Origin of the sequence: Brevibacillus sp. NRRL NRS-603 (assembly GCF_003013445.1) — a bacterium.
Lineage (GTDB): Bacteria > Bacillota > Bacilli > Brevibacillales > Brevibacillaceae > Brevibacillus > Brevibacillus formosus.
Window position 1 is genome coordinate 426,049 of the sequence record NZ_PXZN01000012.1, and the last position, 20,592, is coordinate 446,640.

At 45.6% G+C, this 20,592-nt stretch carries 22 protein-coding genes; 4 read left to right on the forward strand and 18 right to left on the reverse strand.

All coding sequences use genetic code 11. The features are described from left to right. Positions 1-119: 119 nt before the first annotated feature. From C7R94_RS09135 to C7R94_RS09180, 11 genes are all read right to left on the reverse strand, one after another. Complete coding sequence (locus C7R94_RS09135; RefSeq protein WP_233220506.1) at positions 120-614, reverse strand: tyrosine-type recombinase/integrase; 495 nt, start codon at positions 612-614, stop codon at positions 120-122. Next, positions 614-808, reverse strand: a complete 195-nt coding sequence (locus C7R94_RS30555) for a site-specific integrase (RefSeq protein ID WP_233220528.1) — start codon at positions 806-808, stop codon at positions 614-616. The genes C7R94_RS09135 and C7R94_RS30555 overlap by 1 nt, the downstream gene beginning before the upstream one ends. A 774-nt stretch (positions 809-1,582) precedes the next feature. Further along, the gene (locus C7R94_RS09140; RefSeq protein WP_106780229.1) at positions 1,583-2,272 is read right to left on the reverse strand and encodes a DUF4241 domain-containing protein; all 690 of its coding nucleotides are present in this window, start codon (positions 2,270-2,272) and stop codon (positions 1,583-1,585) included. Between the two features lie 80 nt (positions 2,273-2,352). Continuing rightward, positions 2,353-3,060 carry a purine-nucleoside phosphorylase gene (deoD, locus tag C7R94_RS09145; protein ID WP_106780231.1) on the reverse strand — a complete coding sequence of 236 codons (708 nt, stop codon included), beginning with the start codon at positions 3,058-3,060 and terminating at the stop codon, positions 2,353-2,355. A gap of 183 nt (positions 3,061-3,243) precedes the next feature. Then, on the reverse strand, positions 3,244-3,996 hold the full coding sequence (locus C7R94_RS09150) for a glycosyltransferase family A protein (RefSeq protein ID WP_106780233.1): 753 nt from the start codon (positions 3,994-3,996) through the stop codon (positions 3,244-3,246). Further along, complete coding sequence (locus C7R94_RS09155; RefSeq protein ID WP_106780236.1) at positions 3,956-4,831, reverse strand: glycosyltransferase; 876 nt, start codon at positions 4,829-4,831, stop codon at positions 3,956-3,958. The genes C7R94_RS09150 and C7R94_RS09155 overlap by 41 nt, the downstream gene beginning before the upstream one ends. A 164-nt stretch (positions 4,832-4,995) precedes the next feature. Beyond that, complete coding sequence (locus tag C7R94_RS09160) at positions 4,996-6,216, reverse strand: D-alanyl-D-alanine carboxypeptidase family protein (protein ID WP_106780238.1); 1,221 nt, start codon at positions 6,214-6,216, stop codon at positions 4,996-4,998. A 71-nt stretch (positions 6,217-6,287) separates the two neighbouring features. Further along, positions 6,288-7,103, reverse strand: coding sequence for a GTP pyrophosphokinase (locus tag C7R94_RS09165; RefSeq protein WP_088907679.1), 816 nt, complete (start codon positions 7,101-7,103; stop codon positions 6,288-6,290). Positions 7,104-7,118: 15 nt separating this feature from the next. After that, positions 7,119-7,997 carry a M23 family metallopeptidase gene (locus C7R94_RS09170; RefSeq protein ID WP_106780240.1) on the reverse strand — a complete coding sequence of 293 codons (879 nt, stop codon included), beginning with the start codon at positions 7,995-7,997 and terminating at the stop codon, positions 7,119-7,121. A gap of 104 nt (positions 7,998-8,101) precedes the next feature. Beyond that, entirely contained in the window at positions 8,102-8,359 is a 258-nt protein-coding gene (locus tag C7R94_RS09175; protein WP_106780242.1) for a hypothetical protein, read from the reverse strand. Between the two features lie 182 nt (positions 8,360-8,541). Further along, positions 8,542-8,748: an alpha/beta-type small acid-soluble spore protein gene (locus C7R94_RS09180; protein WP_047067213.1), complete on the reverse strand. Its 207-nt coding sequence runs from the start codon at positions 8,746-8,748 to the stop codon at positions 8,542-8,544. A 253-nt stretch (positions 8,749-9,001) separates the two neighbouring features. Here C7R94_RS09180 and C7R94_RS09185 point away from each other — a divergent pair, with 253 nt between their 5' ends. After that, positions 9,002-9,880: a 5'-3' exonuclease gene (locus tag C7R94_RS09185; protein ID WP_106780245.1), complete on the forward strand. Its 879-nt coding sequence runs from the start codon at positions 9,002-9,004 to the stop codon at positions 9,878-9,880. Positions 9,881-9,940: 60 nt separating this feature from the next. Here the strand turns inward: C7R94_RS09185 and C7R94_RS09190 are convergent, their stop codons facing one another. The 3 genes from C7R94_RS09190 to C7R94_RS09200 all read right to left on the reverse strand — a co-directional run bounded on the left by C7R94_RS09190 (position 9,941) and on the right by C7R94_RS09200 (position 13,441). After that, positions 9,941-10,240, reverse strand: coding sequence for a MarR family winged helix-turn-helix transcriptional regulator (locus C7R94_RS09190; protein ID WP_106780247.1), 300 nt, complete (start codon positions 10,238-10,240; stop codon positions 9,941-9,943). 180 nt (positions 10,241-10,420) lie between these two features. Next, positions 10,421-12,127, reverse strand: a complete 1,707-nt coding sequence (locus C7R94_RS09195) for a VWA domain-containing protein (RefSeq protein WP_106780249.1) — start codon at positions 12,125-12,127, stop codon at positions 10,421-10,423. A gap of 12 nt (positions 12,128-12,139) precedes the next feature. Beyond that, the gene (locus C7R94_RS09200; RefSeq protein WP_106781256.1) at positions 12,140-13,441 is read right to left on the reverse strand and encodes an AAA family ATPase; all 1,302 of its coding nucleotides are present in this window, start codon (positions 13,439-13,441) and stop codon (positions 12,140-12,142) included. A 234-nt stretch (positions 13,442-13,675) separates the two neighbouring features. On the opposite strand from C7R94_RS09200, the gene C7R94_RS09205 reads away from it, so the two are divergent. The 3 genes from C7R94_RS09205 (at position 13,676) to C7R94_RS09215 (ending at position 17,832) form a co-directional block, all read left to right on the forward strand. Beyond that, positions 13,676-15,070, forward strand: coding sequence for a hypothetical protein (locus C7R94_RS09205; RefSeq protein ID WP_106780252.1), 1,395 nt, complete (start codon positions 13,676-13,678; stop codon positions 15,068-15,070). Between the two features lie 155 nt (positions 15,071-15,225). Further along, on the forward strand, positions 15,226-16,257 hold the full coding sequence (locus C7R94_RS09210) for a YkvI family membrane protein (protein WP_106780254.1): 1,032 nt from the start codon (positions 15,226-15,228) through the stop codon (positions 16,255-16,257). A gap of 342 nt (positions 16,258-16,599) precedes the next feature. Further along, positions 16,600-17,832 carry a hypothetical protein gene (locus C7R94_RS09215; protein ID WP_106780257.1) on the forward strand — a complete coding sequence of 411 codons (1,233 nt, stop codon included), beginning with the start codon at positions 16,600-16,602 and terminating at the stop codon, positions 17,830-17,832. 122 nt (positions 17,833-17,954) lie between these two features. Here the strand turns inward: C7R94_RS09215 and C7R94_RS09220 are convergent, their stop codons facing one another. From C7R94_RS09220 to C7R94_RS09235, 4 genes are read right to left on the reverse strand one after another with little or no spacing between them, the layout of a single operon-like run. After that, positions 17,955-18,890, reverse strand: a complete 936-nt coding sequence (locus C7R94_RS09220) for a DUF4261 domain-containing protein (protein WP_106780259.1) — start codon at positions 18,888-18,890, stop codon at positions 17,955-17,957. A 45-nt stretch (positions 18,891-18,935) separates the two neighbouring features. Beyond that, entirely contained in the window at positions 18,936-19,577 is a 642-nt protein-coding gene (locus C7R94_RS09225) for a hypothetical protein (RefSeq protein WP_106780261.1), read from the reverse strand. Between the two features lie 40 nt (positions 19,578-19,617). After that, positions 19,618-20,019, reverse strand: coding sequence for a hypothetical protein (locus tag C7R94_RS09230; RefSeq protein WP_106780263.1), 402 nt, complete (start codon positions 20,017-20,019; stop codon positions 19,618-19,620). 34 nt (positions 20,020-20,053) lie between these two features. After that, positions 20,054-20,509 carry a DUF2628 domain-containing protein gene (locus C7R94_RS09235; RefSeq protein ID WP_106780266.1) on the reverse strand — a complete coding sequence of 152 codons (456 nt, stop codon included), beginning with the start codon at positions 20,507-20,509 and terminating at the stop codon, positions 20,054-20,056. Between the last annotated feature and the right edge of the window lie 83 nt (positions 20,510-20,592).

Here is a 20,592-nt window from a genome sequence, read left to right on the forward strand (position 1 = left end):
TGGCCTTTAAATACACTTTGTTTATAGGTTTGGTTCATGAAATAGCAATTTCATGAACTGAAATGACAATTAAGAAACCTCACTTCTATGTTCTTTAAACTAGAGGTGCGGTTATTTGGTTAACTTTCAAACTTTAGTGTTTCGATTGCTTTTTTCTTTTGCTCCAAGTCAACATGGGTATAAACTGACGTAGTCGCTAAACTTTCATGGCCAAGAAGCTCTTGTAGAGTACGAATATCTACCTTTGAAGGACCGTCATTGGAACGCAAGAGCAGAGTCGCGAAGGTATGTCGCAAATGATGCAGTGTAAACCGGCGAGGGGGTAAGCCCGCATTTTGAAGGACTTCCTTAAAGATCCGATGTAAGCCCCGAGGATCTATCCGTTGACCCATGTAATTCGTAAAAACCGGCTCGGAAGTATGTAATTGAAACGTTTCCAAGTGTTCCTGGTATTGCTTGATGAGAGGAATCACCATCGGATGCAGCGGGAGTATACGCTCTTTATTACCTTTCCCATGAATCCGTATGGAATTCCATTCCAAATCAATTTGCCCCCAAGACAAATCAACTAATTCTTGGCGACGCATCCCGGTTGTTGCCAATAGCTTAAACATCAAATGATTCCGTAACGATAACTTATGCTGATCATTCTCCAATTACGAATTTGTTCCAGTACCGATGTACCATGGACCCTCGTTAGAAAAGCCTCAAATACATGTAAATCGTACGCATAACTACGTATCGTATTCACAGATACATTGCGTTCAACCTCCATATAAAACAAGAATTCATCCATCGCTTGTTTCACCTGCAAACTTAATCATCCTCCTAATAAATCGATTATAAGGACGCAACCGATTTTTATGGACCATCCACGAAACTTATTGGAACGGCTCCGAAACTTATCCGGACGCAACTGATGATTATCAGAAACCAAGAACCTTTAGTTATTTTCCCACTTGCTCTTTTTATCAGTTTACATAATATATATTATCGGACTCAAAATGAAATGCATAATTTCTGAGAGGGGTACTCACCTGTTTATAAGTTTTATGTCACTAACTCGTTCTTACATGGGTCTAATTGATGATCCTGCAAAATATAACTTGCTCATAAAACCTAATTAGTAATCCAGAACCATTCCAGTAAATTTGTCAGTTTCACTGCAAGTCATTAACAACCAGCAACAAAATGGTTGTCTGAACCATCTCGATCATCTAATAAGGTCAATCAGACATTTAACAACGGTCCACATAAGTTACTTAAGTTTCATAAAAATAAAAAAATTCATTTTAAACAAAAAATAGTGATTTACATTTATTGTAAATTCATATATATTATAATTAAGATCACTATAACTAAAAACGCTCGGAGGTCCTGAAATGACCAAAGTAATCCCAAAATCCAAAACGATCACCACTACACCGAAAAAAAGATCGTACGAAAATACCTTGAATAACTTGGCACAATACCTCGAACGAAATAAGAAAAAATAACCAATAAAAAGAGTGCCACTGGAGGCACTCTACTTTGGCGTCTATAAAGCTTTTCTTCTCTCTCCCTTCCCCGTTTACCGCGACTTCTACTCTTTTGCGCTTCCCATCCAATCCAACAAGTAAAAATCTGTCACTAGACGGGCGATCTGTCCTTCAGCATCATAACCGATATAGCTCGCGTAGCTGCCGTCTCCCCACCCTGTTGAAAACATGGCAACATTACAGCCGTCCGCTAAATCTATTAGCCCCCAACTCCGTGTGTGTTTATACGTTTGATCCATTTTCTTTGTCAACGTCCCATAGAACATCTCGTCCTTCTCCATTTCCCGTTCCAAAAGCGTGCAAGCTTCTGCATCCATGAACGAGCCTGTACCCGCATCCACACCATAGCCAAAAAATTCACCTTCGGCAAGCTGTGACACATCTGACTCCGGCCAAACAGCCATTTTCCAAGACACGACAGGTTTATCTGAGAAGACAATCCGCGCCAATGCAACCCGTTCATCTGGCTCCAGAGCGTCATCCAATTGCTCATCCTTTGACAGGGATTGAACTTGCGCGATAGCGAGCTGTACGGAGAAGCTCCCCTTTGGGAAAACCTCCATAAACGGTTCCGTCTCAAACATGACAAACGGATCATTTGCCACGATTTTTCCTGTTTTCACCTGAAGCTTGCCCATATCTTGGCGGAACAACCGATATAAATAGCCATCCTGCTCTATCGTATACTCTTCGTCAAATGCCGTTTCAAAAAAGGCAGGGCAATTATGTTTCATGATTTCATCCCCTTTATCCACTCTCTACATAAAATCCCACTGACGATAGTTTGCCAGTGGGATGTCGTCTGCATGCTAATTTACTTGATCAGAGCTGCGTCCAGCGCCACTTCAATCATTTCATTGAAGGTCGTTTGGCGTTCGTCAGCGGAAGTTTCTTCACCAGTTAGAATGTGATCACTCACGGTAAGGATAGACAATGCGTTGCGTTTATATTTTGCAGCCAATGTGTACAGCGCGGAAGATTCCATTTCAACAGCAAGCACTTGATAGGAAGCCAATTTTTTGTACAAATCGAGGTTCTCGCGATAGAAGCTGTCGCTCGTAAAGATATTGCCCACTTTAACAGACAGATTGCGCTCTGTCGCTGCTTGATACGCTTTGTACAGCAAATCAAAGTTAGCAGTAGGAGCAAAATCAACCTGATTGAGCAGGAGACGATTCGTTTGGGAATCGGATGAGGCAGCCATACCAATAATCACGTCACGTACTTTGATGTCTTCCTGGATCGCGCCGCAAGTGCCTACACGGATCAAGTTTTGAACGCCATAAGATTGCATGAGTTCATGGACGTAGATCGAGATAGAAGGAACTCCCATGCCCGTTCCTTGTACAGAAACGCGCTTACCTTTGTATGTACCTGTGAAGCCGAGCATGCCACGCACGTTGTTGTAGCACTCTGCTCCTTCGAGGAATGTTTCAGCAATGTATTTGGCCCGTAGGGGATCGCCCGGCAGCAGGATGGTTTCAGCAATTTGACCTTGCTGCGCTCCAATATGGATACTCATAATCTGTTTGCTCCTTTATCAAGAAAAAATGACCTACTTGCCTATCGTACTACAAAAACCGAACAATGCAAAGTCAAGAGATCAAATGATTCCAGCTGCTTTTGATGGCGTCTTTGCACAAGGCTTTTGAACATAACGAATAAGCGATACCTACAGAAGGCATCGCCTCGTCAACGGTTTCATTCATTTAAGGGACATCACGTAATCCATTGCTTCCAGGTGATCTCCCAGGATCGTCTGCTTAACGCTCGGTTTATTCTTTCTTTGTGGCACTCTTTTTCTCGTAAGCTTTGCTGATGCAATGGAATGAGATGGTACGACTCTCAATTGATTGTGCAGAGCAATGGCGTGCGCAACGGCAGGTACGACTAAATGTTGAACGCCGATAATAGAGGCAGCCTGTCGCGTCATGGCAAAAGGTAAATCGTACATCGAAGAAGTTCCTAGTTCATGTCGTGAAACCAAGTTATTGAGAAATGTCTTCGCTAGCACTATGGCATCCGGTTCCATTGAAGGTTGTCGAAGGTTCGTCATGCTCTTTCTCAAGGCGATGTCTGCTCCCCGGTAACACGTTCTGACAAAGGACTGCATGTCATTTGCAGCTACAACGTGATCCGCATCGACAAACAACCACACATCTCCTGTAGCCTCCTTGGCACCAATTGCTCTCCATACATCATCCCCGAGAGGAAATGGATACACAAGCGCTGTGAGTGGACAAGAGGAATGCGTGAGTATCTTTTTCGCTGATTGATCCGGGCAGCCATCTACAACGAGCACGATTTCCATGGGCCGGAGCTTCTCAATTTGTTTGAGTACTTTTTTGATCGTCTGCTCGTAGTGAACAGAGAGGATGACACTTAATCGATTTACATTCTGACATTTTTCCTTGCCATTAATGTGCTCTTCTCTGCCTTTTTTTGTGGGATCTCGCATATTTCGCTTTGCGTTTGCCACCCCATCCACCGCCCTCCTTAACACGCGATTCTAGATGTATGACCGAGCGCAAATGCAAAACGTCCGATGAATGCGCCAAGTCGCGGTGTCGCTGTCCATCCTGCTCTGCGCGTCGCAGTTTCGTTCCACCCGTTAGTAACTGGATTGCCTTCGCGTGCTCCCAATAAATCGTCCGGATGTCTTTTCGCACAATATCACGAGTGCCGGTTGGTTGCTTCGTTGCGGCAAACGGGGCAATTGATGTCATTTTGAGTCCCAAGACTGACGCTTGAACCAAAGCAACTGCCGGTTTGCATAAGGTCATGGAACCAATTGCCTCCAGAGCATTTCTGCTCAAGGCAAAAGGAATATTTTCAAAGGAAGCGGATCCCATTCTTTTTTGACCAAGAAGCTGATTCAACAGGCAATAGGCACTGCGCGCTGAATGTTTTCCTCTTTTGGATGCCCAGTGGTCGGAGTATGTCGTGATAACGACATCCGATCCCTTTTTGACCAGCGTGACATATTTCTTCAAGTATAAGAGAGGCATGGCGAGGCGTTCGTCGATAAAAAGCACGACGTCTCCCCTCGCGTGAGCAGAGCCGATCGCTCTTGCCTCATGGCTGTCTGCTTCCAAACCGGTTGAGATGACTTGTGCTCCCCATTCATCGGACAGGATAGCTTCTTGGGAGCTCACTCCGTTGCACACGACGATTACCTCCGTGTGTGGGTCTATTCTTTTGACAACAGAGAGCAGTTTCTTCATATTCCTGGCGTTATCACTCATTGGGATGATGACGGACACGGCAGGGCGATCATAGATTCGGTTGTCCATCTTACTCCCCCTCACCAGAAATAAGTTCTTACACTAATGTACGCTCATTTTCCACGATTGGACACGGCATCTATCCCTCACAACTCAACAAGAGATGACCTACTGGGAACATCAAAAACAGGACGCGCATAGTGCCACGTCCTGTTTGGATTGTCATTATTGGATTAGTAGAACCGCCGTTGAAGACTGCGCTCACGAATTCGTTTATTCCTCTGCGCACGGGAAATCGTATACAGGATTAAGAAAAGGTTCATTCCTAACCAGACGATTAACACGCTATAACGGGCCAGTGGATGTGCATTGCTACTTTCTGAATCCCCAAATACACTAGTAGGAGCTGGAGCGGGCGGATCATGGCGGAGCAACGGATAAGAGACAGCAAGCTTACCAGCCTGGACAGACAAGCTCCCGTCTGCTTTCAGCTCTACCAACGGCTCCACACCTTTGGGAACCGTTGCATACAAGTCCTCCTTGGCTGTAAAAGTCACAACTGAGTTGTTGCCAGGAACAGCTACTTCTGAAAAAGAATCACCTTTTTTGGCGATTGGTTTGGTCTCAAATCCTTGAAAGCCAAAGTCCAGTAGCTTTTTTACATCCTTGTATGCATTTGCACTAGTTGAGGCCTTCATCGTCACAGCGATGAGCTCCAATTCTCCACGTTTGGCGGAGCCTACCAGCGTATGCATCGCCTGATCGGTGAACCCGTTTTTCATGCCAGTCGCCCCTTCGTATTCGCGCAGGAGCTTGTTATGATTTACTAGCACTGTCTCCCACGTTTGTCCATGCCAAGGCAGCCGCTTCGTACCGACAATTTCCCTGAAAACAGGGTTTTTCATCGCGTACTGCGAAATTTTGGCCATGTCAGCGACAGTCGTGTAATGATTCGGGTCATGCAGTCCGTGTGGATTGGCAAAATTCGTTTCGGTGACACCAACTTTTTCTTTCAAATAGGCGTTCAAATCCATTGCAAAACGCTCTGTCGTCTGGCTCATATGCTCAGCAATCGCTGTACCAGCATCGTTACCTGAATTCATGAGCAATCCGTATAACAAATTGCGTAGGGAAATCTGTTCTCCTTCTTCCAAATAGACGCGTGTACCTTCTTCACGGCGTGCTTTTTTTGAGACAGTGACAGTGTCATCCAGATTCCCTTTTTCTATCGCGTAAATACCTGTTGCGATTTTCGTAATACTAGCAGGGTACAATTTCTCATGAGGGTTCTTTTCAAACAAGACTTGTCCCGTTGTAGCATCAATCAGAATGGCTGATTGTCCAGTAAGAGCGTTAGGCTCCAGGCCTGATGACTCCTCGGCAAAAGCGGAAGGCATGCCTAGGTTGAACAAAACCATCACCACAACGAGTAGGTTCGTTAGTAAAAAGCGCATGTTAGTCTATATCCTTTCCTACTTTGTCGCGTTTTTTCAGGTTACATTTGGTCTGTAGACAATAAAAGACGTTATTTCAACCGGATCCCCAACAAATCGTGAATCATTTTAAACTTAGGATTGTCCGCAAAAGCCTCCTCGAAACCACTGACATGCTCTCTGTACAATGCTGCGGCGGAATCTAAATCCTGCTTGACGTATAAAGAAAATATCTCTTCCAATTTTTCTTCCAGTGTCGTATCAACTTCTGCCGGCGTTAGAATTTCTTGACGCAAATTGTTCATCAGCACATCGAGCTGATGTGTGATCACGGACGCTTCATGAAGCTGCTCCAACACGTCTGTCGGAATGTTGCCCGCATATTTGTAGCGCAGCTCATGTTCATTTGTCGCCCAGAAGTTCATTCCTAATGTACGGATTTGGATCTCACAAAAAAGCGTTTTCTTTTCGCTGCCGTGGTAGACCGTATACGAAACGATCATGTGAATACTTCTGTAGCCTGATTCCTTCGGTGCTGCTATATAGTCTTTGACATCGTGAATGACAATATCCTCCCGCTCCTGCAACAACTGCTGCACCTCGCGGACGTCGTCTACATAACGGCATACTACTCGAAGGCCCGCGATATCCTGGACTTCCTTGGCGACATCACTTTGCCAATGATCTCCCAGAAAGTCGATTCCTTTTTCGTTCGCCTTCTTTACTAAACTGTCGACTTTTTTCACTCGTCCGACAACAAATTCAATAGGAGAATAACGGCCGCTTTTTTGAAAGCCGTATTTAATTCCTTTTAGTTTTAACTTTAGCTCTTCAACTGCCTGTTCATACGGCGCCAAGAAATGAACCATGTTGTTGAGCACTTTGCTTGGCACATTTGTGACTCTCATGAAGACACCTCCAAATTACTTCCAGAGGAAAGGTGATGCATCAAAAAACGGCTGCGGATTTACGTAAGTATTACCCACTAACATACCGTAATGAAGGTGAGGACCTGTAGAAAAACCGGTGCTACCCATTTGTCCAATCACCTGTCCCTGTTTCACTTCTTGCCCTGTCTTTACATCTAGCTTGGACAAGTGAGCATAGATGGAAAAAATATTTAACCCGTGATCGATGATGATGGTATTGCCCGTTAAGTATAAAGAGTCGGACAGAACCACTTTCCCATGGTTGCTCGCCCAAATTGGCGTTCCTGTTTTGTTCGCGATGTCAATCGCCGCGTGCCGGTTGGCTGGTACACCATTTACTACGCGTTGGTAGCCGAATGGAGTCGTTAACTTTCCGACTGCTGGCTGTTTAAAAGGCTCCGAGAAATATGGAATCGCTCTCGAGTTTGATCTGGCTGCATTGATCTTTTTTTGATCGGCATTGATTCGATTCGAATCCTGGCGCATTTTGTTGAGCTGTTTGCTTACTGTGAGCTTGTCTACTGCAAATTTTTTCGGTTCGATTGTCACCGTTACAGAAAGCTTTTTGTCAGCAGATGTAACTTTATAGGTTCCTGCTTTCATGTTAAAAGGAATTGGGATAAATCGGGCATACTCATCTTGTGTCTTTTGCAAACGATAGTTCTGAGAGAATACCGTTACGGTTTGTGGCTCTTTGCTGCGTACAAAAATAACGTCTCCAGGATATGTTTTGGCTGGTGTTACGCCGATCGCTGGTTGTTGTTTCGTTGTTGTTTGGGCGTAAACCCCTTCTACTGTCTGGCTGAATATGCTTGTCCCAGAGCCGAGCGTCAATGCTGTGACCAACATGAGACTAACCATTGATTTGAACATAGACATGCTCCCTCCCATTATCTAGTATAACAAAACACACCCTCAAAGGAAAAAGAAAAAGAAGGCTAATGAGCTAGCCTTCTCCAATCATTCCAAATGTAATCTTACTGTTTCTTCGAATAATCCGACATCATTTCCATAATGGATTGCACGCCTGTCAGCATTTCGCTTGCACGTTTGGTTTTTTGCGAGATGCCCTCAAAATTAAGTACCCCTTTTTTACGATCATTCCATCTTTTAAACAATTCTTCGGCCATACTGGGGTTGCTACGGACCGCTCTAATCCGCATGGAATCTTCGAGGACCCACGCTTCAAATTCGGGATGCTTTTTTAAAAGCTGCTTGATTTCTTTTTTCTTCATAGCCGGACGTCGCTCCTTTCCACTGGACAAACGAGGATAGTTAACTGTTCGTTACACCATATGACTAGTCCGCGATTGTGCTTGTGTGTTTGCACACAAGTGGCAGAAAAGGGCGATTGAAAAAAATAGAAAGGCCCCATTGAAGGGACCTCTCATCATCCAGCTATTTACTTGTCAGTACGTTAGACTTGACGGCCAGCCATTTGTTGCTCAGCAAAGCTCACCAGACGCTTGGTAATTTCGCCACCAACAGAACCGTTTTGACGAGAAGTAGTGTCTGGTCCGAGATTTACACCGAATTCAGATGCAATCTCATACTTGAGTTGATCCAAAGCTTGGTTCGCTTGAGGAACTAGCAGGTTGTTGGAGCTTCCACCGTTGTTTGCCATGATTGATTCCTCCCAACGCTTTTTTTCTCCCGGGACGGAGTTGAACCGTCTAGCGTTTTTTGCTTCTCACCTTGAGACCGGAAGTTGATATTCAAGAGGTGGTTGCTGACCTCTTGTGGTACTATCATCCCACCGCAAAAAAAGTACATGCACGTTTTCTCACGATATTTCTGTTGTAAAATCTGACAAGGTTGTCCCGCTCCTTTATGCTATAATGGTGCGTATAGTTTGGTAGTGAGAGGGGCAAGGTTTTGTGAGTGATTCGGGAAAAGTACTGCTCATCGATGGCATGAGCTTTTTATTTCGCGCCTTTTATGGTTCTGCTTGGGGTGGAGCCTATCGCCAGACTTCATCAGGTGTGTACACAAATGCGGTTTATGGATTTACAAAAATGATGCTCGATTACGCTGAGTTGACACGTCCTACTCATCTCGTCGTGGGCTGGGATGTTGCCTCGCGCGAGTCTTTGGTGCGCAGTCAATGGTATGACGGCTATAAATCAAATCGTCAAGCGGCACCGGATGAGCTCATTCCACAATTCGATTTGGTAAAAGAAGTGACGGATGCGTTCTCCGTTCCGAACTTGGGTTGCCCAGGCTTTGAAGGCGATGATGTATTGGGTACGCTCTCCACACGCCTATCCCAAGAAGGACACGAGGTCATCATTGCCACTGGTGATTACGATAGCTTGCAGCTCGTATCTGAGCGAGTCAGCGTAAAAATCCTGAAAAATGGCGGCAAGCACGAGCATTATAATCCAGCGAGTCTCTTGGCATTGCGTGGAATTTCGCCAGAACAGGTCGTCGATGTCAAAGCTTTAATGGGTGATGCCTCCGACTGTATTCCAGGCTGCCCAGGAATTGGTGAGAAAACAGCGACAAAGCTGATTACCGAGCATGGTGATCTGGACAACCTATATGTAAATCTGGCAAGCTGCACGCCTAAAATGCGCAGCAAGCTGGAAGAAAATCGCGATCAGGTGTACTTGAGCAGAAAGCTCGCTACGATAATCCGGGATGTTCCGGTGGAGTATTCACTGGAAGATGCCCTATGGGAATACGATCGTCAAGTCGTTCAGAACAAATTCGAAGAGCTTGAATTCGGACGTACGATGGCAGCGAGAGTTGGGTAATTAGGGTCATAATCATCGGCTGATAAGAAGCGGTCTATCCACTTTTTTCAGCCGATTTCTTTATGCACTGCATAATCGTTCCGTCAGTGAAACCCAGACGATTCGACGATCCGTTTGGTCTCGGTATCTTCGTACCAAGTTCTCCTCTTCCAGCCTACTAATTAAGCCCGATGTTGTACTGTTTGACAAATCAATAGCTTTGCTAATGTCCCCCATTGTTCTTGGCCCGTTTTCAAGAATTTCGATAATTAATACTTGTTGCCAATTGATTTCATTTGTCTCTAACTCTTTTTGCGCAATATTTGAAAACAAGACATTGGCTCCCCTTATAAGCTTGGCCAGCTTAATCAGTTCCTTCATGGTGTCCTCCTTTTGCAGCATCCATCATTTGAACAGGTTGCCTGGTTACGCTCAGCATAGGAGAAACAATTAAAGAAAAAAGTGGGTAAGAGATAAATTTTTTCTAAAGCTTCACTAAAAAATCCCGTCCCACGAGAGACGAGATTTGGAAAAGACACGCCGAATTACTTATTTGGCTGTTTAAAATACATCCAGGAGCAGTCCTGTATTCTCCTCCCCATCCGCTTCCCAGCTCGTCGCAAATTTGACACGGTGAGAAACGCCCAGCAAATCATATGCTTGCACAAGATGCTGCCTCGCAGAACCCACAATCAAGCTGTGCAAGCGAACTTGTTTCTGCTGACCCAAAGAGATGAGTTTTTCTTGGACATAAGGAGAAATTCCCCCAATTCCATCCGTTACCATAACAAAATCTGCACCACGCCATGCTTGTTCCTTTTCAACCAGCTCGATGGCTCGCTTCATCGGGGCATCGAAGTGAGTCCCACCGCCAAACGCCATTTGCGCCAGGCCGTAAAAGGCAGCCCAATCTGGCTTTTTGTAATAGAGCGGTTGCTCTCTAATCTCGCCTTTGGCCCCGAACAAGAGGAGAATAAAATCACGCTTTTCCAGCATCGAGAGGGCGGCAAACGTCATGATAAAAATTTGCGCAAGCCGCAGCTTACTTCCGCGCATCGAATGGGATGTGTCCAGCATGCAAATGACCGGACCTTTTGGCGGTTCTTCTACCCATCCTGAGGTATCGTAGGTCATGAGCTTTTGCTCTAGCCATTTAAGCATGAAGTAATTCTCGAAGTCCGGATCAGCGAGAAGCACAGCTTCACCAGGCAGCATGTGAGCAATATCGCCCGACTGTCGCAAATCATAGTATTCCTCAGGAAAATGCCTGGAGCGAATTTCTTTGCGCTTTACACGGAAGCGATGGACTTGCCTACCTACCTCGTTGAGAAAAGCGACCAGATCAGGATGGCGCTTCAATTTCTCAATCCATTTCAAATACTGCTCAAAGCTTTGCCTCCGCAGCTTGCCCAGCTCATGACCCCAGCTTCGGTTAGCAAAACGCTGACTGGCAGTAAATACCTCTTCGACAAAAAGCGTATCGAGTTCTTCCGTAGATAGCGTCGCCTTCAACGATTGCTCCAGCCATTGTCCCAGCTCTTTTTCAAAAGCGGCGATCGCTTCCTTCTCTTGCTTTTGCAGTCGATCAAGCTGTTTTTCTCGCTGAGAGAGCTCTCCCTCCAATTTTTTCACCTTTTGCAGAAGCTTGGTCCGTTTCGTGAACTGCACTTTCATTTCTTCTTGCAGCTCAGTTATGCGATTTTGCAAAGACAGTACCTCTGCCCGTACTAACGGCTTGGTGTCCATGGCCTCTTGCTTGTCTTCTACGATCCGCTTCCCCTGCTGGAGAGTATAACCGACTAACTCGAGCTTGGCCTTTTGTTTTTCGGTCAACAGCTCGGAAAGCTGTGCTTGTTGGCTTCCTTCCTGACCTTGCTGATCTTTCAAGCCAGTTAAGAGCGGGGAAAGCCGTTGATCCTTCTCCCGCTGCTTCACTTCCTCGGAAAACGTCTCCGTCAGCCACAGCAAGGCCTTGATCGCGGTTTTGAACGACGCACTTTCCTGCCCGACCGTACGAGGATGTATCATGCGTGTAAAATACTGCTTCATGAGCGTACGAATCATCCAATGATGAAAAGGAGTGGATTCTTGCGTCAGATCGATCTCCGGCTTTTCTAAATAAAAGACGAGGAAAAAATCAGCCAAGAGCTCCAAATCAAACCATGCTGCTCGTGCCCGCGCCTCATGAACCCATTCCTGAGCGGTGCGCGAAGAGGCGAGGTACGCTTCAAATACATAGCGATCAACACCGCTAGCGCGAATGATCATACGAACTACCCCCTACAACGTAAAATCATAATCCGTCCCGGGGATTTCCTTGTCAAAAATCGTCCGATACGTGCGCTGGAGTTGCTGCAAAATCCGTTCTCCTTCAATTCGCAGATATGAATATTTGACCGCGTATTTTTCTACATGGGGAATCAAGCGGTTTTTTTCCAGGACATAGGCATGCAGATCGTGCTCCCGCTTCTCCCACTGAATAAGACGATTACGCAAGTCTCGCGCCGTCTCTTCTACCTCTTCGCGACTCTCCTCTAACAACCGGACATTGCGCTCCGTCGCTTCCTTGCCCAGCTTTGCGCCCACTTCCTTTTTAAACTGGAACGCATGCAGCTCCGATTCTTTTTCCTTCCATTTATCCGCAATTTGGCCGAAGCGCTGGAGTGGCAATTCGTTCTCCATTTCATTCTTCAGCATTTCCGTAAATTGTTGTTCAAACGCTTCCTGCATAACTGTCAAATCCTCAGGGACATTCCACAGCATATGCGGAGTGAAAACCGTGTCCCAGATCGTCACCTGCTCACGTCCATGCAATGCAGCAGAAGTACGCCATACATGTGCGATTTTGCTCCAGCGACGGTCGGAGAGAACATACTCTTTTGCTTCCAGGTCTTGTTTGAGGCGGTACAAGAAATAAATGATAGTTTCTGGAATGACCACTTGCTTCGCTGCCGCTTGAATATCCTTCACGTCATACAGAGAGAACACAACGGGAAGAGGCGTCGTTGGCAAAGAAAACATGCGCTCATAGCTGGAAGCATGCTTCAAATAGTGAACCTCATACCGGAATAGGAAGCGGTCATACAGAGCAGTCAATTGATCATCGTCATCGGGAAGTTCATTCGATGCAGCGATTAAAAACTGCAATGGAACCTCCTCTTTTTCTCTGCCATTGAAATAAATTCGTTCATTCAATATAGAAAGCAGCGCATTCAAAATCGCGCTGTTCGCTTTGAAAATTTCGTCCAAAAACGCAAACTGAGCATTGGGCAAATAGCCTGTTGTTTTTCGTACGTATTGATCCAGTTTCAATTGTTGAAGGGAGACTGGACCAAATATCTCATCAGGTGTCGTAAAACGGGTGAGCAAATACTCGAACCAATGTTCCGATCCAAAAAGCTGAGCGACTGACCGTGCTAGCTGGGACTTGGCTGTTCCCGGCGGGCCAATTAACAAAGCATTTTCCCCGCTCATGATGCCGAGCATTAAAAGGCGAATCAGTTCACTTCTTTCCAGGAAACGGCGCTCCAAAAGCTCAATTGCCTGGTCCATTTTACGTTGGATGGGTGTAGTTGAATTCATCGTAGTTGGCTTCACGACGAACTGTTTACGTACGTCGATGTGCCGATCCCCCTCTCTTGCTTGGAACCCAAATATACGTCATTCATTAATAGTGGCATATCATGGACAAAAATGCCAGTTTTCCAGTCGCTTCACTCGTCTGCACTCGAATGTGCGTTCACCCATGGGCCATTTTTCGCATATGTTGTGACATCAAGGTACGTTCATAGGAGTAACGAAAAAGGAGGGTGCGACATGGGAATTGAGCTTTTGTGGATACATGGTGTGTATGTCTTGTTCGTGATTGGCATTATTCTCGTAATGGTTTTACGTAAAGATACAAGTCTGATCAGTATCGTGGGCATAGCAATCCTCGGTTTCGTTGCGACAGGCTCTGTGACAACAGCCGTCGGCGGAATATTCGGCAGCTTCATCTATGCGATTACCGAGCTATTGCCGACGATTTTAGTTATTTGCATCATTGTTGCAATGAGTCACGTTTTGACCGATACGGGTGTAAATGAAACGATGATTCGGCCGATGACCCATTTGGTTCGAAATCCTGCATTGGCTTACTGGGTTATTGGGATCGTCATGATGGTCATTTCCTGGTTTTTCTGGCCTTCTCCAGCTGTCGCACTAATCGGTGCTGTCATGTTGCCCGTGGCATTGCGCGCTGGCCTGCCGGCGATGGGTGTCGCCGTTTCGATGAACTTGTTTGGACATGGGATTGCACTGTCCGGTGATTATATTATTCAAGGCGCTCCAACTTTAACGGCCAAAGCCGCAGGAATTCCTGTCTCAGACGTAATTTCGGCCAGTGTCCCTCTCGTTATTATTATGGGCGTCGTGACAACTGCAATCGCATTCTGGTATTTGAAAAAAGACATGAAGCTCGGCGTTCTTGCTTCTTCCAAAGAGACAGTCGTGCCCGATGCCGTTTTTACTTCCGTACGAGTCCCTTTGTCAGATGGCGTGCGGCGTACGTTGGCTGGACTTGTACCGGTGTTATTTATCCTCGATGTCGTGGCCATGTTTGCTTTTGATTTACGCGGAGGCGATGCAACGGCGCTAGTGGGCGGAACCGCCTTGCTCATTCTCATCATCGCAACGATGCTCGCGCACAAGAAAAGCGGTCTCGAGCAGGTAACCACACATCTGATTCAAGGCTTTCAATTCGGGTTTAAGGTATTTGGTCCGGTTATCCCGATTGCTGCTTTCTTTTATATGGGCGACAGTGGGTTTATCAAGGTGTTTGGGGAGGTGCTGCCGCTGGGTTCACACGGAATCGTGAACGACCTTGGCGTGGCGCTTGCACAGACGATTCCCATTAGCAAGGAAGTAGCCGCTCTCACTGTATCCGCAGTAGGTGTCATTACAGGGCTGGATGGCTCAGGCTTCTCCGGGATTACACTAGCTGGCTCTTTGGCTCAACTATTCGCAACTGCTTTGGGTGCCGGTGCAGCTACGTTAACAGCGCTAGGACAAATTGCCGCCATCTGGGTCGGCGGTGGAACGATCATTCCTTGGGCATTGATTCCTGCTGCGGCGATTTGCGGAGTAGACCCTTTTGAGCTGGCGAGACGAAATTTGTATCCCGTGGCGATTGGGCTTTTGGTGACGACAATCGTGGCGATGTTTCTTCTGTAAAATGTCGGTATCCATACAAAAAAGCGAATGGTCACGTGCCATTCGCTTTTTCCTTGATTAGGTTATGAGATAGACGAGTTTTTTCATTCTGTTTTTCTCCGAGATTCATACACTTGTACTAGCCTCTATATTGGATGAGAAAGGAAAAAAACAGTATGAAGTTGTGGGGAAAAAGTATTCAGGTCGCAGCAACGTACATTGGAACCGTCGTAGGCGCAGGGTTTGCGAGCGGTCAAGAAATACTCGCGTTTTTCACCGCCTACGGCCATGCCGGAACAATCGGCATCCTGCTCGCCACCTCTCTTTTTGTTTGGCTGGGCTACAAGATGATGCTAATCGCTCATCATTTGCGCACACCCTCCTATGAATCCTTTAATCAAAAACTGTTTGGACCGATGATCGGTCGTACGATGAATATTTTGGTATTTCTCACCCTTTTTGGCGTAACGACAGTCATGTTGGCAGGAGCGGGCTCGGTCTTGGAGGAACAGTTCGACATTCCGTATTTGGTCGGGACCATAGCCACTGCTTTGCTCGCCCTGCTGATTCTGCGAAAAGGGTTGGAGCAGCTGCTCGTCGTGAATGCGATCGTCGTTCCATCTATGGTATTGTTCGCTTTGCTCATTTTGCTCGATGGCACCGCAGAATCTCCCATGCCTCTCTCGACCCCATCTGATTACTCCTTCTTATGGAAAACAGTCTTATACGTGTCCTTTAATCTAGCCATGGCCCAATCCGTTCTCATCCCGATCGGCTATGCGATCCGCGATAAGGTTGTTTTGTTTCGGGCAGCCGTCATTGGCGGAGTCGTGCTTGGCTTCATGCTCCTCGTCGTCCATACTGCCATGTTGGCCAACTGGGACGATGTCCGTCTCATGAATATCCCGATACTTTTTGTAACGGACCAATGGAACGAGTGGCTCCAGCTATTCTTTGTTTTCGTGCTCTATTCCGAGATTTTTACCACATTGATTTCCAACGTGTTCGGGATTGGTCAGCAGCTGCGGGAATTATTGGACGTTCCGGAATCGCGGCTTTACTTGTATTTGTTCTCTACTGCTTTCGTATTGTGCCTGATTGGGTATAGTCAGTTGCTGATGTTTTTGTATCCGTTGTTTGGGTATTTGGGGTTGTCTACGCTTTGTCGGATTTCGGTTCCAGGGAATGTAATCAGAAAGCGGTTTTGATTGGATAACCATGAAATATTTCATACAACTCATTTATATCAAGATTGTTCGGATTTAAGGTGATCAAATGGGCCGTCCAAAAGTATTACCCCCGTAATTTTTTTAACAACGAGCAAAAGCCCTTCATTAAAAACGAACGAATATATTTATTTATAATAAATCGTACGGAAAATACAAACACAAACTGATTTGTTTTTCGTAATCTTTGTTCCATAAGTTGAATCAAATACGGAGCCTTCTTGTAACTCTTTCATTTTTTACAAACGCATGGTAACATTTGTCACGGCTGAACCGTCATAGATTAAGGCTAACTCATCAACCTACTAGAAAGGAATTCCTATCGTGAATTTTTCAACCCTATTAAAAACCATGCTCGTTTTGTTACTCACCTTCTTCTCTACTTCGCCAATCAAGGCTGAAGAGCAGCAAGACCCATCAAGCGAACCGCAATTACCAGTGGTGTATCAAAACCTGCAAATCCCTTCTCATTTGACAGAGCCATTCTTTCTTTTCACGAAGCAACCACTTTACAAGCACGATTCACCTCCAAAGGTTTACACCATGTCATTGGTTTCACCGTCTGGAAAAGTAATAAAAAGCAAATACCTCGCTTATAAAAGTGAAGTGTACCCGCTCCGAAATGGGTACGGCTATTTTTATAATGGCAGCTTTTTTAAGCATGTGGAATATTTGGTCTACGATAAGCAGGGCAACGTTTCACCTATGGGTACCTGTTGCGATGTTGCTTTCAAGCAGATACATGGGGAATGGTTTACGGGCACGGACTATCCGGGAAACCTGCCGTATCTGTACAATGCCAAAACAGGGAAAATTACCAAGAAGTTTCCCGACGCGGATCATCCAATCTACTTAGCCGAACCGACTGCGAAATCGTTTGAACCGTACTACTTGCCCTATGGTGAAATGGTAAAAGACGCAAAAGGGGACGAATACTACAAGATGGGCATGCGAAATATTCATGGAAAAATACTGAGCAAGCCATTTTTCGATGAATATTTCGGGTATGGTGAAGGCTGGCATCGTGTGAAAATAAATGGCCAGACACATTTTATCAGCAATGAAGGCAAAATTATGCTGAAGCCTTCCCGTAACTATAAAGTCGAATCGAATATGCACAGTGGAGCATTTATTGTCTCAGGCAAGCTGGGGAACGAAGAATTTTATGTGCTCATGAATAAAAAGGGACTCATTGTTTCCAAAAAGTATGCGTTTATCCGCCCGACATCCGATGGTCACTTTCTCGCTGTGACGAAAACCAACAAGCAATATACCTTTACCAAAATTAATGCGGCAGATAAAGTCGTATCACCGCAACAATATGTGCTAAATAAGCCAGAACTAATGAAAGAGCTCAAGCAGACGGGACAATTGTTCCATACCGATACCCAGATCATTGCGAACACAGCTAACAATCAAAGCTTCAACTTTCCACATCAATTGCTGATCACACCTACGAATGAGACAGTCGCCATCGAGTACACCATCTCGGGGACCAAAAAGATCGGCGTGTATACGCATGACGGAAAGCTGATCTATGAGGAGATTATCAAATAAGTAGGTACCAGTGAGCCTGAATTCTCTTACATTCTCATACTCATAAATAAAAGCACGACAATGCCCTGAAACAGTGGGATGGTCGTGCTTTTTCCTATTAAGTTCCTTGTACTCCCATGTGATTATTCCAATCCCGCAGGCTTTTCCCTTCCATCCAACGGATACCAGCGAAGCACATCACGCGGAGGGCTTGCCAACCCTTCCTCCAACAAGACACACTTCCAAATTTCTTCACCCGGCCCATCGGTTGTATCGCCGTCATTAATAACAGGACCATTCTCGTATACATAGTTCGATATATTACGCAGGAAACTCGCAACCTCATTCGGATCGTAGGCATCCCTATTAAAGACCGCCTCATGATCGATCACATCCAACTGCTGCATGCCGACGGTATCCATCAAGAGCCATCCCTCTGGAAGGTTGAACAACCGGACATTGGACCACAGCTCCAGCGGGAGGAGCTGTATTTGCTCATAACGTTGATTCAGCTCTTGCATCATCTCGGCAGACGCGAGGCACTCCCCATTCGGATTAAAAAAGCAAAGGGCTTCTGGCATTTTCAACAGCGACTCAGCAATAGCAGTGACCGTCATCAATTCAGGGAGCGATTGATAATCCTCAGGCAGTACAGGAGCCTGATCGTCCGACTCTCCCAACACGAAAGAGGAACGAATCCGGATAAATGCTCCGTGCTCGGATGTGGCTTGCTGCCCTTCTGGAAATCCCCACGACTGCTGAGCTGCCCGCTCCAGGCTATTCGAGAACGTAAACGGACCGAAAAAGCCCATCGACCAAGCGCCAAACAGCATTGTGTCTTCTGCCGGGTCTCCCATACTATCCGGCCAAGGCTTATCGACGACATCGACCTGGATATATCCGTTTACTTCTGGACGATATGGAATAAGCAAGCTAGGGCCGCTGAACACCCATTGGTCAAATGTTTCTATGATGTTGGCAATTTCGAATTGAACCTTGAGCATGTCTGCAATTTTGTGAATCGAAACCGCCGTTGACAGCAGGACGGCAACTCCTTGAGAATACATACCTTTTGGCATATCGTCATCTTCTTTCCAATGTGTTTTTATGAGTCATGGCGTACTTTACGTAACGGTAAACCCAATCGCTTGGAGCTCCTTGATCGCGATTTCCAGATCAACTTCCGGATTCAGCTCCATAATCATTTCTTTGGTAATAGCAGTATTTGTAAATACATGACCAATTACATCAAGCGAAACCTTCACCTCGTAATAATCCTCTGCCCACTCTACATAGTCTTCTGGATTATCATATATCATCCCAAGCAAAAAATCTGATCCGTCATTCAGCCCTTGCGGATTATGTACGTCTCCCGTCTTCCACACGTGATCGGTAGATTCTTGCCAAAGGCAAAATGTAACGTCCTCCTTGGTTAACGCTTCGTCATCGAGTCGATCAAGCAACGCTGGTGGGACTTGCTCATAGATACCAGGCCAGACCTCGTATTCTTCCCTGGCATGAGGACTCATTTCCGATTCGTGATCGAATCCTTTTACAATGACGCCCTCGGGGGTGAATAGAATGAAAAGATCGTCGCCTGAACCGTTGCTAACGCTCGCGAATGTTGTGTTTCCATCCCATTCTGGGTCGAACTGATATCTGCGCAGCCATTCCTCTTGACACAATACGATATCCAATGCGCTCAGGATAAGCAGACGCTGTTTTAATGCTGCGGGCTCCAAGAAAGGCTTAGGCCAAATGCTCATAATAGGTTCTCCTTTATGTTTGTAGATAAGAGATGCCTTTTTAATCCCAATGCAAAAAACACTCCACGGACAGCTTTTCCTTGCCACAATCTGGACAAGCTAACGAAGAACCGTGATCAAGCTCCTCATCGATAGGCATAGACGGCATTTTCTCTGAGCATCGGGGACAATCATAGCTGTTCTTATATGTATCGGTATCAGACTCCATTTGCAAAAATGTGGCATTTAGCAGGTAATTGCATTTTTCGCAAATATATAGACCTTGAAAGCAGTTATGTCTCGTGCTACTGTCCTGCATAAATTCACGAATGCGTTCCTTGCCAGCTTCATCCTCGAACCATTCCCATATTTCCGGCAATCGAATATATCTGAATCCAACGCCAACATATATTTTTTGGTTATAGGAACAATGCTGACAAAGCAGCTTATAAGCTTCTCCCACACTATTTCCCCCCTCTATTGAGGAAACTTTTTCACTATGCTAAGAATCGATCCAGCAGACTAAAACACAAATTGACCAGCACCACCACAATAACAGCCCGGACACTAGTCCCACCCAGCTTCTTTATCTCTTCTATATCAAGCGTTGTATGTTTACTGTGAGCTTTTTTAATTGTTTGCACTGCCGAAACATAGTACAAAAAATTGGCTGTCAATGCAAAAAGCACTCGTTGAGTAATTGCGAAGACAATGTATATTTCATAAAAAGTAGCATCATCAAGTCCAACGAAACCCAATAGCAAACCTACACATAGATTCACAGAATAAATAATAATTGCAAGCAGATACATCTTTCGGTAGGCAAACCATGCTTCTCCAAAAAGTGCAGCTCCCCAATTCCATGAGAACCCTTTTGTACGCCACACATCCAGATAGTACTTATGGTGGTGGACATAAGCAGATAAAAAATTTAGCGTTAGTTGAGTATCCAAGTATTCCCCTCCAAATCTATCGTGCTTTTCTAACCGATTATTGTAATCTGCCAATCCACTTATCTATCTGTTCATTCCCGAAA